The sequence below is a fragment of the Salipiger marinus genome (assembly GCF_900100085.1).
Taxonomy (GTDB): Bacteria; Pseudomonadota; Alphaproteobacteria; order Rhodobacterales; family Rhodobacteraceae; genus Salipiger; species Salipiger marinus.
The window spans coordinates 55,542-70,847 of record NZ_FNEJ01000023.1 but is presented as its reverse complement, the minus strand read 5'-3'; the positions used below and the strand labels follow the sequence as shown (position 1 = coordinate 70,847).

The following is a 15,306-nucleotide window of genomic DNA, read 5'->3' as shown; positions in this document are numbered from 1 at the left end:
CGGAACTCCTCGGGAACGGGATCAGATCGGGGTCTCAAGGCCTGCGGCACTCAGCAGCGCACCATCGCGCACGAGCCCCGCGGCGGTGGTCAGGTCGTCGGCCAGATAGCGGTCGCCCTCCAGCGGCGGGATATGGGCGCGCAGCGCCGCCACCACCCGCTGCAGGGCGCGCGAGGTCCGCAGCGGCGCGCGGAATTCGACCCCCTGCGCGGCGCAGATCGCCTCCACCCCAAGGATCACCTGCAGGTTGCGGGTCATCTGCCCCAGCCGCCGTGCGCCATGGGCGGCCATGCTCACATGATCCTCCTGATTGGCGGATGTCGGCGTGCTGTCGGTGGAGCAGGGATTGGCCAGATGCTTGTTCTCCGACATGAGCGCTGCGGTGGTCACCTCGGCGATCATGAACCCGGAATTGAGCCCCGGTTCCGGCGTCAGGAAGGGCGGCAGGTCATGGCTCAGCACCGGGTCGACCATCAGCGCCACGCGGCGCTGCGCGATGGCGCCGATTTCCGACAGCGCCAGCGCGATCTGGTCGGCGGCAAAGGCCACCGGTTCGGCATGGAAATTGCCGCCCGACACGATGTCGCCCGACCCCAGCACCAGCGGGTTGTCGGTGACGGCGTTCGCCTCGATCTCCAGCGTCTGCGCGGCAAAGCGCAACAGGTCGATGGCCGCCCCCGCCACCTGCGGCTGGCAGCGGATGCAATAGGGATCCTGCACGCGGCTGTCGCCGATCCGATGGCTTTCGCGAATCTCTGACCCGTCCATCAGCGTGCGGATGCCCGCTGCCACCTCGATCTGGCCGCGATGGCCGCGCAGGCTGTGAATTTCGGGCCTTGTGGGGGCGGTCGATCCCATGATGGCATCGGTGGTCAGGCTGGCGGTGACGATGGAGCTTTGCGCGCAGCGCCAGCCGTCGAACAGCCCCACCAGCGCCAGCGCGGTGGAAAACTGCGTGCCGTTGATCAGCGCCAGCCCCTCCTTGGCGCCCAGAACGACCGGCGCCAGCCCGGCACGGGCCAGCGCCTCGGCCCCGGGCAGCACGGCGCCCTCCAGCTCCGCCTGCCCCGCGCCGATCAGCACGGCGGTCATATGCGCCAAGGGCGCCAGATCGCCCGACGCCCCGACCGAGCCCTGCCCCGGCACCACCGGGGTCACGCCCCGCGCCAGCATCGCCTCGATCAGATCCACGGTTTCGGGCCGGATGCCGGAGGCGCCGCGACCGAGGCTGAGCAGCTTCAGCGCCATCATCAGCCGGGTGGTGGCGCGCGGCAGCGGATCGCCCACGCCACAGCAATGCGACAGGATCAGGTTGCGCTGCAGCGTCGCAGTATCCGCCGCCGCGATGCGGACCGAGGCGAGCTTGCCGAAGCCGGTATTGACGCCATAGATCGCCACATCGCCCGCAGCGGCCCGCGCCACATGCGCCGCCGAAGCCGCGATGCCCGGACGCGCGCTGTCGCAGAGCCGCGCCGCAGCCTCGCTGCGCCAGAGCGTTTCAAGCTGCGCCAATGTGGTGGCGCCGGGGGTCAGGATCATGCGGAGCCTCCGAAGATGCGGGTGTGAAGCGGGTTGAAGCCGATGCGATAGGACAGCTCGGCAGGATGGTCAGTGTTCCAGATGCACAGATCGGCCCGCAGGCCCGGCGCGAGGCGCCCGGTATCCGTCAGCCCCAGCGCCCGCGCGGCATGGGTGGTGACGCCGCGCAGGGCTTCCTCGGGGGTGAGGCGGAACAGGGTGCAGCCCATGTTCATCGCCAGCAGCAGCGAGGTCAGCGGCGAGGTGCCGGGATTGGCGTCGGTGGACAGCGCCATGGGCACGCCATGGGCACGGAAGGCCGCAACCGGGGGCGCCTGCGTTTCGTGGAGGGCGTAAAAGGCGCCGGGCAGCAGCACCGCCACCATCCCCGCCTTGGCCATGCGCCGCGCGTCGTCCTCGGTGGCATATTCCACATGATCCGCCGACAGCGCGCCGTGATCCGCCGCCAGCGCGATGCCGCCCTGATGCGACAGCTGTTCGGCATGCAGCTTGACCGGCAGACCCAGCCTGCGCGCCTCGGCGAAGACCACGGCAAGCTCGGATGCGGAAAAGGCGATGCCTTCGCAGAACCCGTCCACCGCATCCACCAGCCCTTCGGCATGGGCGGCACGCAGCGCGGGCAGGCAGATGTCGCGCAGATACTCGGCCCGCGTGCCCGTCCAGCCGGGGGGCAGCGCATGGGCGCCGAGAAAGGTGGTGCGGATCCGCACCGGGCGCAGCTGCCCCAGCCGCCGTGCCACCCGCAGCATGCGCAGTTCGGTGTCCTGATCGAGCCCGTAGCCGGACTTGATCTCCACCATGCTGACGCCTTCGGACAGCATCGCGTCGAGCCGGGGCAGCGCCTGCGCGATCAGATCCGCCTCTGACGCCTCCCGGGTCGCGCGGACGGTGGCGGCGATGCCGCCGCCCTGCCGTGCGATCTCCTCGTAAGAGGTGCCGGTCAGCCGCAGTTCGAATTCCGCCGCGCGCGAGCCGCCGTAAACCAGATGGGTGTGACAGTCGATCAGCGCCGGCGTGACCAGCCGCCCCTCCAGCGCCGTGGCGGGCCAGTTGGCATAGCTGTCGGGCAGGTCGGCCTCTGGCCCCACCCAGCGGATCATTCCATCTTCCAGCGCCACGGCGCCAGCGGGGATCAGCCCGTATCCCGCAGCCCCGTCCAGCGTGACGAGGGTGCCCCCGCGCAGCAGCCTTCTGTCTGTCATGTCGATTCTCCCGGCTTGTCCCTCATTATGTCTAGACAATATAAATCCTGTCAATCGAGGCCTTGCCCCCCTGCCCGTTCCGCGCACCGGGTGATCAATTTTCAGGCAGAGGGGCTCTGTTCCTGTGCGCTTGGGCGGGCAAAGGAGAGAAGAGGGGGCTCTGCCCCCGTCCGCGTGCCGCGGACTCCCCCGGGATATTTGCCGCCGATGGAAATCAGGGGCTGCGGGCGCCGGGGCCGCGATTGGTCAGCAGAGGCTTGCGGGCGCGCGGCACCTCGCCATACTTGGCGCCATCCTTTCCCCTCAGCGGCAGTTCCGGAGGCCGGCCCATGGCACGCAGCGACAAACTCAAGCTTGGCACATTTGTCTATACATTCGGCTTCCATCCCGCCGCGTGGCGCCATCCGGGCAGCGACGTGCGCGGCGCCAATGATCTGTCGCATCTGATCAAGGTGGCGAAACTCTCTGAAGCGGCCAAGCTCGACTTCATGTTTTTCGCCGACAGCCCCGCCGCCTCCGTGGGGGCGCCCGAGGCGCTGGCGCGCCAGCCCACCAAGATGAACCGGTTCGAGCCGATCACCGCCATCACCGCGCTGTCGCAGCACACCGATCGGCTGGGCTTTGTCGCCACCGCCTCCACCTCGTATTATGAGCCTTACAACATCGCGCGGCTTTTCGGGTCGGCGGATCACATCTCGGGCGGGCGGATGTGCTGGAACGTCGTGACCTCTGACCATGACGAGACCGGCTACAATTACAACCGCGACGGGCTGCCGCCGCATTCCGAACGCTATGAGCGCTGCGAGGAATTTGTCGATGTGGTGTTCGGGCTGTGGGACAGTTTCGAGCCGGATGCGCTGCTGCTGGACCGCGAGAGCGGGCTTTATCATGACAAGGACAAGCTGCACCTGCTGAACCATGTCGGCAAACATTTTCAGGTGCGCGGCCCGCTGAACATGGCGCGCAGCCCGCAGGGCCGCCCCGTGATCGCGCAGGCGGGCGGGTCCGAGCCGGGGATGGAGCTTGCCGCGCGCACCGCCGAGATGGTGTTCTCGCTTGCCTCAAATATCGACCGCAGCCGCGCCTTTTACGCCAATGTCAAAGCGCGCATGGCCAGATATGGCCGGGCCGAGGAGGATCTGAAGATCATGCCGGGGATCGTGCTCAACGTGGGCGCGACCGAGGCCGAGGCCGAGGCCCGCGCGCAGCAGCTTGTCGACCTGATGCATCCCGATGTGGGCCTGCTGATGCTGCAAGAGTTTCTGGAGACCGACCTGCACGGCGCCGATCTGGACCGGCCCTTCCCCATTGACCGGATGCCCGAACGCGCCAAGGGATCGCAGGCGCTGTTCGAGGAGCTGAAGGAGTTCGTGACCAAGGGCCACACCCTGCGCGAGCTGATCACCCATTACGCGCGCCGCCATACCGGCAACGGCATCACCGGCACCCCGGCGCAGATCGCGGACTTCATGGAGGAATGGTTCGAAACCCGCGCCGCCGACGGCTTCATCCTGATGTGTCCGACCCTGCCCGCCGCGCTGGAGGATTTCACCACGCTGGTGGTGCCGGAACTGCAGCGGCGCGGGCTGTTCCGCACCGAATACGAGGCGCGCACCCTGCGCGGCAATCTCGGGATTTCCGAGCCCGCCAACCGCTACACCGCCGCGCGCGGCTGATCGCGGGGGCGGGTCCGTCTCGCGCCGGGTCCGCCCTCGTCTTCGGGAAAAACGCAGGCTTCGCGCAAGATGGGCGCGGGACCACGGAACCAAACGCAGGCAGGCAGGTTGGGCGCTCATGACCCATATCATTTTTTCATCCCCCAGATGACCCGCACCCCCCAGTTTGCCGATCCCGTCCTGCGCGTCAGCATGGTGGCTCTGGCCACCGTCGCTGTCCTTGTCGGGCTGAAGCTGGCCGAAAACATCTTTGCGCCGCTGCTGCTGGCGATCATCACCGGGGTGATCTTTGCCCCGCTGGCGGATCGGGTGGAGCGGCTGGGACTGCCGCGCGGCGTCACCGCCACGCTGCTGATCGTGGTGATCTTCTTCAGCGTCGCGGCGCTCGGCTTTCTGGCCGAGCCCTATATCACCGCCGCCATCGACCGGATCCCGACGGTGAAGTTCGAAATCCAGAAACTGATGTTCGAATACCGCGACCTGATCCGCGGCATCGACGAGGTGGAGGAGGCGATCGGCGCCGCCCGGGAGGAGGCCGATGCCACCTCCGAGGCGATGCCCACCATGACCGACGCGCTGATGTTTGCGCCGGTGGTCGTGGCGCAGATCCTCGTCTTTGTGGGCGGGCTGTTCTTTTTCCTGCTGACCCGCGCCAGCATCTACAACTGGCTGGCCCATCGCATCGGCAACAACACCGAAACCGCGATGATCCTTGACCGGTTCTGCAATGCCGAAGCGGCGGTGGCGCGGTATTTCGCGATGATCTCCATGATCAATGCCGGGCTGGGTCTGGTGGTGGGCGCCGCGCTGGCCGCGACCGGCATGCCCGGGGCGCCGATCTGGGGCATCGCCGCGGCGCTGCTGAATTTCGTGCTGTATCTGGGGCCCGCCGCGATGGCGGTGGGGCTGCTGCTGAACGGCATCGTGGCCTTTGACGGCTTCATGAGCTTCGTGCCCATGGCGATCTATCTCGGCTGCAACATGGTGGAGGCGCAGTTCGTCACGCCGCAGCTGGTGGGCAAGCATATCCGCATCAATCCCTTCCTGATCTTTGTCGCGCTGATCTTCTGGCTGTGGTTCTGGGGTCCGCTCGGCGGCATCATGGCCATTCCGATCACGGTGATCCTGCTGAAGCTCTTCGACATCATCGGCGAGGCCCCGATCCGCAACGGCTGACCCCTTCGCCTATGCCAAGACTCAAAAGGCCCGCCGCACTGGCGGGCCTTTCTGCATCCGCTCACACGCGGCGGTGCCAAGGCATCTGCGGCAAAAAGAAAGACCCCGTCCGGGGAGGGACGGGGCCTTGGTAATTCCCGGGCCACATGAGGGAAGTCGGGACAGGGGGGTAACCCGGGGATCAGGGACAGGACTTTGTGTGTCCTTGCCCCTATAACCCCCGGAGCGCGCGGCGGTTCCGCAAGTTTCTCAAAAATTTTCACCGCCCGGAATCATCGCTCCGGCCTGGGCTGCGCTGGCCTCCGCCGCAGCGGGGTCGGGCTCTGCCGCGTCGCGGATCTGGGGCATCTGCGCCTCCAGTTCCTCGTTCAGCTGTGCCCCCAGCAGGGTGACCAGCGCGCTGATATAGAACCACATCAGCAGCGCCACGACCGCCCCCAGCGAGCCATAGACCTCGTTCAGCGAACCGAAGTTGCGCACATAGATCGCAAGCGCCAGCGATCCCGCAGCCCAGCCCAGCACCGCCAGCACCGCGCCCGGCGTCGCCCAGCGCATCCGCGACCGGGTCCGCTTGCGGTTGGGGCCGTAGCGATAGACCAGCGCGATGGCGAGATAGATCACCGCCAGCAGCACCAGCCATTTGACGGCTTCCACTGCCACCTCGACGCTGGCAGGCAGCCCGACGAAGGACAGCAGCGCCGGCACCACGACCACGGCGGCAAAGGCCAGCAGCGCGACCAGCACCAAAAGCGCTGTCATGCCATAGGCCACCGCCACCCGCCGCACGGGATTGGCGCGGTGCGGCATGCCGCAGACGGCGTTCAGCCCGCGGATCAGCGCCGCGACCGAAGCCCGCGCCGACCAGATCGCCAGCACGATCGACAGGATCGAGGCCCATTTCAGCGTGGATTCATTGGCAGAGATCAGCTGCGTGACCTGTGTCGACAGCAGCTCATAGGCCGCTTCCGGCACCACCTCGGTCAGCAGCTCCATCTGTTCGGATATGGCCACCGGATCGGCCCAGTAGCCCCAGATCGCGATGACCGCCGCCATGGCCGGAAACAGCGACAGGAACGCGTAAAAGCCGACCCCCGCCGCGATCAACCCCAGATTGCGCTCGTCCATCTGGATGTAGGTGCGCCAAAGCGCCCGCATCCAGCCCTGCGCGCCGATCGACCGTGTTTCCAGCCGGTGCTGCGGCGCTGCTCCCGTGCCTTGGCTGTGCGGCTCCGTTTCCGTCATGGCGTTCCCCTATCAGATGCAATGCCGCCCCGGTGGCTGCGGTGCGGCATGATTTCAACCTTTAATTAAGGCGCGCCCGGCAAAGGTCACCCCTGACAGCCGTGGCAGGCCCGGACAGACGGCGCGAGTCGGGCCGGAGCTGCAGGCCGCAATGCCCGCGCAGAGCATGAAAGGATGCCCGATGCCCCAGCCCCGCCTGCCCCGGATCGCGCTGCAGATCGTGCTGCTGCTGACCTATCTGCTGGTGCTGGTGCTGGCCGGAACGCCCCCCGCCCATGCCCTTGCGGCGCAAGGAACCACGCGGCCTGTCGCGGCGTTGGAACCGGGTAATTCATCGGAGAACAGACCCCGTGCCCCCATCCAAGATCTGCGTGATCCTGAACGAGAAATCCGGCGCTCATGCGGACGGGGACCAGCGCCGCGCCCGCCTTGAACAGCTTCTGGAGGAAGCGGGGCTGGATGCCCAGATCCACTGCCTGACGCCGGATCTGTCGATCCTCGACAGCGCCCGCAAGGCGGCGCGCGACAGCGGCTGCGCCATGCTGGTGGCGGCGGGCGGGGATGGCACCATCGGGGCCGTCGCCTCGGTCTGTCATGAAGTGGGCCTGCCCATGGGCGTGATCCCTCAGGGCACCTTCAATTATTTCGCCCGCGGGCTCGACATCCCCGAGGATATGGAAGGCGCGGTGCAGGTGCTGGCCACGGGCGTGCTGCGCGACCTGCCTCTGGGCGAGGTGAACGGCAAGATTTTCCTCAACAATGCCAGCCTTGGCATCTATCCGATGATCCTGCGCACCCGCGAAGGCGTCTATCAGCGCTGGGGCCGGTCGCGCGTGGCCGCCTACTGGTCGGTGATCCTTGCGCTGGCGGGCTATCGCCGCCCGCTCATGATGCGCGCCCGCATCGACGGGCAGGAGCAGCTGCTGCGCACGCCCTTGGCCTTTGTCGCCAACAGCGCCTATCAGCTGGACCAGTTCAATCTGGACGGGGCCGAGGAGATCCGGAAGGGCCGCTTCGTGCTGCTGACCTCCAAGGGGGCGCGGCGCGGCGATCTGGTGCGGGCGGCGGCGCGGCTGGCCACCGGCACCGCGCAGCGCGGCGAGGATTTCAACATCGTGGCCGCGCAGGAAATCGTGCTGGAAACCCGCAGGCGCCGCGTTCTGGTGGCGCGCGACGGCGAAAAGGAGGTGATGACCTCCCCCATCACCTTCCGCCTGCGCGATACCCCGTTGCGTGTGGCCGTGCCTGCGGGCGACACTGCGGCATGATCCGCATCGCCCATATCTCTGACCTGCATTTTGGACGCACCTCGCCCGAACTGCTGCTGCCGCTGGTCACCGCGCTTAACGCCGCCAAGCCCGATCTGGTGGCGGTGACCGGCGATTTCACCCAGCGCGCCCGGCGCAGCCAGTATCGCGCCGCGCGCGGCTTCCTTGACCGGCTGCGCGCCCCGTGGATGGCGGTGCCCGGCAATCACGACGTGTCGCTGGACAATCTGTGGCTGCGCTTCATGCGGCCCTATGGCCGCTACCGGCGCTATATCTGCAACGACATGATGCCCACGCACCAGCAGGAGGGGCTGTGTGTCGTGGGGCTCAACACCGTAGACCGGTTCCGCTGGCAACGCGGGCGGGTGCGCTGGCTGCAGATGCGGCAGGCCTGCCGCATCTTCTCCCAGTCCGAAGGCGTGAACGTGGTGCTGGCGCATCACCCTTTCGAGCAGGACGAGGATGTGGAGAAATCGCTGATGCGCGATGCCGAACGCGCCATCGAGCGGCTGTCGGACTGCGGCGCGCATCTGGTGCTGAGCGGGCATCTGCACCGCTGGCGCACCGAACCGTTCCTGTCCCGCAAGAACCACGCGCAGGTGCTGCAGGTGCATGTGGGCACCGGCCTGTCGACCCGGCTGCGCGGTCAGGAAAACGACTTTGCCGTGCTGGACATCGCGCATCCGGACATCACCGTGCGCCGCATGGTCGCCCGCGGCGGGCGCTTTGTCGAAGACAGCGCGCGGCGCTTCACCTTCGGCGATCAGGGCTGGCATAGCGCGGCCTGAGCGGAACCGCGCCCGCACAGAAGCGTTTCCCTGTCATGACACCATCCTGAAAGGAGCCCGTCATGACCGCCCCCCAGCCCCGGAATCCCGACCGCCCCGCCCCCTCCTCCACAAAACGGGAAGTGCGCGCCGGTCCCGGCGACGCAGGCGCCAGCGACCGGCCCACGCCATTGCCCCACGCTCCGCGCGAGCGCGACAGGGGACGGCGGGGCGTGATCCTGCTTCTGGTTCTGGTGCTTCTGGCCGGGCTGGCGCTGATCCTGCGCGGCCCGCTGGGCTGAGCCGAAAGGTTCAGATCGCGCCCAGCACCAGCATCGGCACCAGCACGGCGGCGGCCACCACCGCCGCGCCCAGCACCGCGAACAGCCCGTCCCGCACCAGCAGCCCGGTGGCAAAGCTCAGCACCGCGCCGCCAAGGATCGAGGACGAGAACGGCACCAGTTCCAGAAAGGGCATCGCCGCGCCGCAAAGCAGGCAGGCCCCCTGCAGCACCTTGCGCATCGGCAGCGCGGTCAGCACCCGCAGCCGCGCCCGCGCGTTGCGGTCCAGCCAGTCGGTGACGCGGCGCAGCTTCTTCAGCGCCTGCCGCGCCCGGTCGCCGCGAAAACTGCGGTCCATGATGAAATCCGGCAGCCACAGATGATCGCGTGACACCAGCATCTGTCCGGAGATAAACGCGATGGTCAGGCCGCAGATCGAGGAAAACAGCGGAATCCCCGACAGCGGCGACACCACCAGCAGCGCGGGCACCATCAGCGCAGGCAGAAACGACCGCTGGCCGAAGCTTTCGATCAGCGCGCGCACGCTGACCTTCGGCCCCTGCGCCGCCTGCTCCATCCGGTCAACAATCTCTCCCACCGGGCGATCCGCCGGGGTTGCGGGTCCGCCGCGTGTCATGCTGTGCATCCTGTCCGTCTCCGCGGTCCCGATCTGTCTGGCCAAAGACGCGCGGACCCCTGCCGCGGTTCCACCGGCGCCAGACCCCGACCAGAGGCCGGGGTCCGGGTCACGGTCATTCGGCGGCAGCGCGGCGGGGCAATACCCAGCCGGGCCGCGGATAATGGCAGGTATAGCCGTTGGGGAAGCGTTCCAGATAATCCTGATGTTCCGGTTCCGCCTCCCAGAAGGCGCCTGCGGGCTCGACCTCGGTCACGACGCGGCCCGGCCAGATCTCGGAGGCCTCCACATCGGCGATGGTGTCCAGCGCCACGGATTTCTGCGTCTCGTCAAGGTAGTAGATCGCCGAGCGGTAGCTCAGGCCCAGATCATTGCCCTGACGGTTCAGCGTGGTCGGATCGTGGATCTGAAAGAAGAACTCCAGCAGGCGCCGGTAGCTCGTTGCCTCCGGGTCAAAGGTGATCTCGATCGCCTCGGCATGGGTGCCGTGATTGCGATAGGTCGCGTTTTCCACATCGCCGCCGGTATAGCCCACGCGGGTTGACACCACCCCCGGCAGCTTGCGGATCAGATCCTGCATGCCCCAGAAACAGCCCCCGGCCAGAATTGCGCGTTCGGTCATGCCACATCCTCCACCTGATCCAGCCAGGCGCCATAGCCTTCGGCTTCCATGTCGTCGCGATGCACGAAACGCAGCGCGGCAGAATTGATGCAGTAGCGCAGTCCGCCCCGGTCCGCCGGACCATCTGGAAAGACATGGCCCAGATGGCTGTCGCCATGGGCCGAGCGCACTTCGGTGCGGATCATGCCATGGGTCATGTCGCGCAGTTCCTGCACATGCGCGGGCTCCAGCGGCTTGACGAAGCTGGGCCAGCCGCAGCCGGATTCATATTTGTCCGAGGAGGCGAACAGCGGCTCTCCGGACACGATGTCCACATAGATGCCCGGCTCCTTGTTGCCCAGATAGGCGCCGCTTCCCGGGCGTTCGGTGCCGTTCTGCTGGGTGACGCGGTATTGCTCCGGGTCGAGTGCTGCAATCGCATCGGGGTCTTTGTGATATGTCGCCATGGGCTCCCTCCGAGTCAGTCTCCCCCCTAGATGGGGTGCGCAATCCGGTTTTCAAAGCCTGTTACACCGCCCCCGCGCGGGCGTGAAGCGGCAGCAGGCCCGCGTGCCACCGGCGAGGCTCCGCCGCCGCGATCCGGCCATTTCGGCGAACCGCCGCCGCCGCCCGGGGCCAAGGGATCCGAACCGGCGCGCCGCGCCTTATCTACTCATGACACCGGGGCTGGTCCCGGACCCGCAGACCCGCAGCCCATTCGCAAGGAGTTGCCCATGACCATCCGCATGACGACCAAGTTCGGCCTCGCCGTCCTGACCGCCGCCACGCTGTCCGGCGCCGCCATCGCGCAGGAGGCCGGGACCGACACCCGCAGCCCGTCCATCCCGGACGAGCCCGCCGCCACCGCGCCCGAAAACGAAACCTCCCTGCCCGGCGGCGGCATCGCCGCAGGCCCCAGCACCACGGCGGATCTGGCCTCCGACGCGCCCAAAAGCTACGGGCAGCTGATTTCCTCGCTCTACAACGCCGATCTTGCCATGGCCGATGTCGACACGCTGGCCTCCGCCACCGAGGTGCAGACCCGCAGGCTCAGCGATCTGGACGGACAGGCCAAGGAAAGCGAAGTGGCGCTGCAGGACGCGCTGACCGAAGCCACCCCGCAGCTTGACGTGCTGCGCGCCGGGCTTGCCGACAACGACTCCGTCACCCAGACGCTCGAGGCCGAGGGGCTGACGCCCGACAAGGTCATCGGGGTCTATGAAACAGCCGATGGCGCGGTGGAGCTTCTGCTCGACGACCGCGCCTGAGCGCCCCAGTTCCGCGCGCAGGCGCGGAGGCCCGGGACTTGCCTCGTATCCCCGGAAGCCCCCCGTGCGCCCCCGCACGGGGGGCTGTGCCCGGCGCGGTCACCCCTGCGCCAGCCGCGCCACCGCCCAGTGCGCGGCATCGCGCACGGTGTCATCCGCATCCGCGCAAAGCCCCTGCGCCACCTCGCGCAGATCGCCCCGCCCGGAATTGCCGATGGCATAAAGCACGTTGCGCACGAACCGGTCCCGCCCGATGCGCTTGATCGGCGATCCGGAAAACAGCGCCCGGAACCCCGCATCGTCCAGCCGCGCCAGATCGGCCAGCGCCGGGGCACGCAGATCATCGCGGGCATGATATTTGATCTCCGCCGCCTGCTCCGCGAACTTGTTCCACGGACAGGCGGCCAGACAGTCGTCGCAGCCATAGATGCGGTTGCCCAGAAGCGGGCGCAGATCCTCCGCCACCGGCCCCGCATGTTCGATGGTCAGATAGGAAATGCAGCGCCGCGCATCCAGCTGATAAGGCGCGGGAAAGGCATCGGTGGGACAGGCGTCCAGACAGGCGCGGCAGCTGCCGCAGTGATCCCGCTCCGCCCCGTCCACCGGCAGGGCGAGCGTGGTGAAGATCGAGCCCAGAAAGAACCACGAGCCCAGATCGCGGCTGACCAGATTGGTGTGCTTGCCCTGCCAGCCCAGCCCCGCCGCCTGCCCCAGCGGCTTTTCCATCACCGGCGCCGTGTCGACAAAGACCTTGATCTGCGGCGCCTCGGCCTCTGCCGCCGCCATCAGCCAGCGCCCCAGCCGCTTCAGCCGCTTCTTGACCACATCATGATAATCGCGGTTCTGGGCATAGACCGACACCGCCGCCCGCTCGGGCCGCGCCAGAACGGCGCGCGGATCATGGTCGGGGCCGTAGTTTTCCGCCAGCATGATCACCGACCGCGCCTCGGGCCAGAGCGCGGTGGGATCGCCGCGCCAGCCGGTGCGCTCCGCCATCCAGCCCATCTGGCCATGGCGCCCCGCCGCCAGAAACTCCGCCAGCCGCTCCGCGACCTGCGGCACGTCGCCGGGACGGCAGATGCGGCAGGACGAAAACCCCACCGCCCGTGCCTCTTCCACCAGCCGCGCCTTCAGATCGTCGTGCTGTCCTTGCTCGTTCATCTTGCCCCTAAACTCCGGGGGTGAATTGGCGCAGCCAAGAGGGGGCAGAGCCCCCTGCCCCCCTCGGGATCAGAAATCCAGATCGGCGTAATGCGCGGGCGGCGGGAAGCCCGGCACCTGATCGGCAAGGATCGCGCGGAAGGCCGGGCGCGACTTGATCTTGGCATACCAGTCCTTCACCGCCGCAGAGCGGTTCCAGTCCACATCCGAGATATAGTCCAGCGAGGACAGATGCGCTGCCGCGGCAAAATCCGCCAGCGTCATCACATCCCCCGCCAGCCAGCGCCGGTGGTCCAGCAGCCATGCGAGGTAATCAAGGTGATACTTGATCGCCTTGGCCCCGGCCTTGACGTTGCCGGAATCAGGAAAGCCCGCCTTCATGATCTTCTTGTTCACCCGCTCGTAGAGCAGTTTCGAGGTGACCTCGTGGTGAAATTTGTCATCAAACCAGCCGACCAGCCGCCGCACCTCGAACCGCGCATCGGCAGAGCGCGGCATCAGCGCGGGCTCGGGGTATTTCTCTTCGAGCCATTCGCAGATGGCGGCACTTTCCGCCATGGTCTTGCCGTCGATCTTCAGCACCGGCACCTTGGCCGCCGGGTTGCGGCGCAGGAAGTCGGCGTCCTTTTCCCAGTAGCGTTCGTCGATCAGTTCGCATTCGATCTTCTTCTCGGCGAGGCTCAGGCGAACCTTGCGGCAGAAGGGCGAGAGCGGCACATGATAAAGCTTGGCCATGGGCAAGAGGTCTTCCGAAGGTTTGGGAGAAACGTGTTTCCCCTGTTTGACGCGAATTGCTGCGGGTTTCAACAGCAAGGGGGCTCTGCCCCCTCTTGGCTTCGCCAATTCACCCCCGGAGTTTGCCGGGCAAGATGAAGCCTTACTGGAAGCAGGCGGCGCGACCGTCGCGGTCGATGGTGGCGGCGCCGTCCCGGATCTGGGCGGCGCGGCGTTCGACAAAGGCCGAAGGCCGCGCGGCGGACCGGTCCTTGGGATCGGGCAGGATCGCGGCGAGCCGCGCGGCCTGAACGGCGGTCAGATCCGCGGCTGCCACGCCGAAATAATGCCGGGCGGCGGCCTCGGCCCCAAAGACGCCATCGCCGAATTCCGCCACGTTGAGATAGACCTCGAGGATGCGGCGCTTGGGCCAGAGCGCTTCCACCAGCGGGGTCATCATCGCCTCCAGCGCCTTGCGCGGCCAGCTGCGCCCCTGCCAGAGCCAGACATTCTTGACCACCTGCTGGCTGATCGTTGAGGCGCCGCGCCGCCCGCCCGAGGCGATGGCGGCGCGGATGGCGCGCATGTCGAATCCCCAATGGGTGCAGAAATTGGCATCCTCCGCCGCCACCAGCGCGCGCAGCAGGACCGGCGCCACCTCTTCGGCGTCCACCCAGATATAGGCGACCGGCGCGTCGAGCCTGCGGGTTTCCATCCACATATAGGGGGTGCCGGGCGGGTTCACCACGCGATAGGCCAGCACCGCCAGCACCATCAGCAGCACGCCCGCCAGCGCGGCCAGCACCAGACGGCGCAGCAGCCGGGCCCGTCCGCCACGGCGGCGCGCCGGAGGCGGGGAGGATGCGGCTTTCGAGCCTGATCTGGAAGAGCGTGTGCGTTGGGCCATGTGGTCCGATCTACATGGCCACAGGCCGCGAATAAAGCCTGCGATGGGTGGGGAAGCCGCGGGGTCCCTGTCCCCGCGGACGGCTCCGCGTCCACGCAGGACAACGGTCCGATACTCCCCCATACCCTGGGAACTGGTGCCCACTCACTACCGAACGGGCCGCCCGGCGGGACCAAGGCGGCTGTTCCGATCATATCAGAGAGAAGGGCCATTCCGGCAAGAAAATATGTCAAAATTGTGCAAAAGGATGAGATTCGGTCGCAATGGGTCCGCTGGCCGAGACTTGGAGCGGGCGCAGGGATCGGCAAGGAACCGCTTGGCCGTTCGGGCCGTTGGTTCTGGCAGGCTCTGCCGCGCGTGGCGGATGCTGCTGTATTCTTTAAAGGAAAGGTTCGCTCGTGATGTTCAGCCTGTTTTCCCGCCCCGCCTCCGCCACCCTCGTGACCGCCAGCCTGCTGGCCTGTGCCAGCGCCCTGCCGGTCGCGGCGCAGACCGCCTCGCCCACGCCGCCCGCAGCCGCGCAGGCGCCCGACTCACCCGGGGCCCGCCCCTCCCCGATGGGCGAAGCGCATCGGCCCGGCTCCATGTCCCCGCATGCCGGGATGTCGCCGCATGGCAGGCATCACGGCGAGCGGTCGCGCGGCGCCGAGGTGAAGGTGGATTTTGGCGGCGGGCGCAAACTGCACCTGAGCTGTGGCGACACGCCGGTGGACGCCTGCCTGCGCGCCGCGCAGCCGCTGGCGGAGATGGTGTCGGAGGCCGAGCCGGTGCCGCATCACCCCGCCATGTCCGGCCACATGGGGCCCAAAGGCCCGAAAGGTCCGAAGCCCGAGGATCGCGGCCCCGAGGCGCCACGCCCCTGAGCCC

16 protein-coding genes are annotated in these 15,306 nt (G+C 67.7%); 7 read left to right on the top strand and 9 right to left on the bottom strand.

Features of this window, described 5'->3' with window-relative positions; translation table 11 throughout:
* Window positions 1-21: 21 nt before the first annotated feature.
* Together hutH and hutI are read right to left on the bottom strand one after the other, a co-directional pair.
* Window positions 22-1,539 carry a histidine ammonia-lyase gene (gene hutH, locus BLR51_RS21050; protein WP_089850681.1) on the bottom strand — a complete coding sequence of 506 codons (1,518 nt, stop codon included), beginning with the start codon at window positions 1,537-1,539 and terminating at the stop codon, window positions 22-24.
* Complete coding sequence (gene hutI / locus BLR51_RS21045) at window positions 1,536-2,741, bottom strand: imidazolonepropionase (RefSeq protein ID WP_089850678.1); 1,206 nt, start codon at window positions 2,739-2,741, stop codon at window positions 1,536-1,538. The genes hutH and hutI overlap by 4 nt, the downstream gene beginning before the upstream one ends.
* 329 nt (window positions 2,742-3,070) lie before the next feature.
* On the opposite strand from hutI, the gene BLR51_RS21040 reads away from it, so the two are divergent.
* Window positions 3,071-4,417 (top strand): LLM class flavin-dependent oxidoreductase, encoded by a 1,347-nt coding sequence (locus tag BLR51_RS21040; protein WP_089850676.1) that lies wholly within the window; start codon window positions 3,071-3,073, stop codon window positions 4,415-4,417.
* 147 nt (window positions 4,418-4,564) lie between these two features.
* Window positions 4,565-5,593: an AI-2E family transporter gene (locus tag BLR51_RS21035; protein WP_089850736.1), complete on the top strand. Its 1,029-nt coding sequence runs from the start codon at window positions 4,565-4,567 to the stop codon at window positions 5,591-5,593.
* A gap of 249 nt (window positions 5,594-5,842) precedes the next feature.
* Here the strand turns inward: BLR51_RS21035 and BLR51_RS21030 are convergent, their stop codons facing one another.
* Window positions 5,843-6,835, bottom strand: coding sequence for a YihY/virulence factor BrkB family protein (locus BLR51_RS21030; protein ID WP_089850674.1), 993 nt, complete (start codon window positions 6,833-6,835; stop codon window positions 5,843-5,845).
* Window positions 6,836-7,185: 350 nt separating this feature from the next.
* Between BLR51_RS21030 and BLR51_RS21025 the strand changes: the two genes are divergently transcribed.
* The 3 genes from BLR51_RS21025 (at window position 7,186) to BLR51_RS21015 (ending at window position 9,172) form a co-directional block, all read left to right on the top strand.
* Window positions 7,186-8,103, top strand: a complete 918-nt coding sequence (locus tag BLR51_RS21025; RefSeq protein WP_242656797.1) for a diacylglycerol/lipid kinase family protein — start codon at window positions 7,186-7,188, stop codon at window positions 8,101-8,103.
* Window positions 8,100-8,891: a metallophosphoesterase family protein gene (locus BLR51_RS21020; protein ID WP_089850670.1), complete on the top strand. Its 792-nt coding sequence runs from the start codon at window positions 8,100-8,102 to the stop codon at window positions 8,889-8,891. The genes BLR51_RS21025 and BLR51_RS21020 overlap by 4 nt, the downstream gene beginning before the upstream one ends.
* 62 nt (window positions 8,892-8,953) lie before the next feature.
* On the top strand, window positions 8,954-9,172 hold the full coding sequence (locus BLR51_RS21015) for a hypothetical protein (RefSeq protein WP_089850668.1): 219 nt from the start codon (window positions 8,954-8,956) through the stop codon (window positions 9,170-9,172).
* Between the two features lie 10 nt (window positions 9,173-9,182).
* Here BLR51_RS21015 and BLR51_RS21010 read toward each other — a convergent pair whose 3' ends face one another.
* The 3 genes from BLR51_RS21010 to msrB all read right to left on the bottom strand — a co-directional run bounded on the left by BLR51_RS21010 (window position 9,183) and on the right by msrB (window position 10,856).
* Window positions 9,183-9,788, bottom strand: a complete 606-nt coding sequence (locus tag BLR51_RS21010; protein WP_242656796.1) for an exopolysaccharide biosynthesis protein — start codon at window positions 9,786-9,788, stop codon at window positions 9,183-9,185.
* A gap of 115 nt (window positions 9,789-9,903) precedes the next feature.
* Window positions 9,904-10,410: a peptide-methionine (S)-S-oxide reductase MsrA gene (gene msrA, locus BLR51_RS21005; RefSeq protein ID WP_089850664.1), complete on the bottom strand. Its 507-nt coding sequence runs from the start codon at window positions 10,408-10,410 to the stop codon at window positions 9,904-9,906.
* The gene (msrB, locus tag BLR51_RS21000) at window positions 10,407-10,856 is read right to left on the bottom strand and encodes a peptide-methionine (R)-S-oxide reductase MsrB (protein WP_089850662.1); all 450 of its coding nucleotides are present in this window, start codon (window positions 10,854-10,856) and stop codon (window positions 10,407-10,409) included. Before msrB ends, msrA begins: the two co-directional genes overlap by 4 nt.
* 267 nt (window positions 10,857-11,123) lie before the next feature.
* Between msrB and BLR51_RS20995 the strand changes: the two genes are divergently transcribed.
* Window positions 11,124-11,657, top strand: coding sequence for a hypothetical protein (locus BLR51_RS20995; RefSeq protein ID WP_089850660.1), 534 nt, complete (start codon window positions 11,124-11,126; stop codon window positions 11,655-11,657).
* 99 nt (window positions 11,658-11,756) lie between these two features.
* Here the strand turns inward: BLR51_RS20995 and queG are convergent, their stop codons facing one another.
* The 3 genes from queG to mtgA form a co-directional block, all read right to left on the bottom strand.
* The gene (queG, locus tag BLR51_RS20990) at window positions 11,757-12,818 is read right to left on the bottom strand and encodes a tRNA epoxyqueuosine(34) reductase QueG (RefSeq protein WP_089850658.1); all 1,062 of its coding nucleotides are present in this window, start codon (window positions 12,816-12,818) and stop codon (window positions 11,757-11,759) included.
* Window positions 12,819-12,887: 69 nt separating this feature from the next.
* Entirely contained in the window at window positions 12,888-13,553 is a 666-nt protein-coding gene (fzlA, locus tag BLR51_RS20985) for an FtsZ-binding protein FzlA (protein WP_089850656.1), read from the bottom strand.
* A gap of 142 nt (window positions 13,554-13,695) precedes the next feature.
* Complete coding sequence (mtgA, locus tag BLR51_RS20980) at window positions 13,696-14,439, bottom strand: monofunctional biosynthetic peptidoglycan transglycosylase (protein WP_089850653.1); 744 nt, start codon at window positions 14,437-14,439, stop codon at window positions 13,696-13,698.
* 398 nt (window positions 14,440-14,837) lie between these two features.
* Between mtgA and BLR51_RS20975 the strand changes: the two genes are divergently transcribed.
* Complete coding sequence (locus tag BLR51_RS20975) at window positions 14,838-15,302, top strand: hypothetical protein (protein ID WP_165616891.1); 465 nt, start codon at window positions 14,838-14,840, stop codon at window positions 15,300-15,302.
* Window positions 15,303-15,306: the final 4 nt, after the last annotated feature.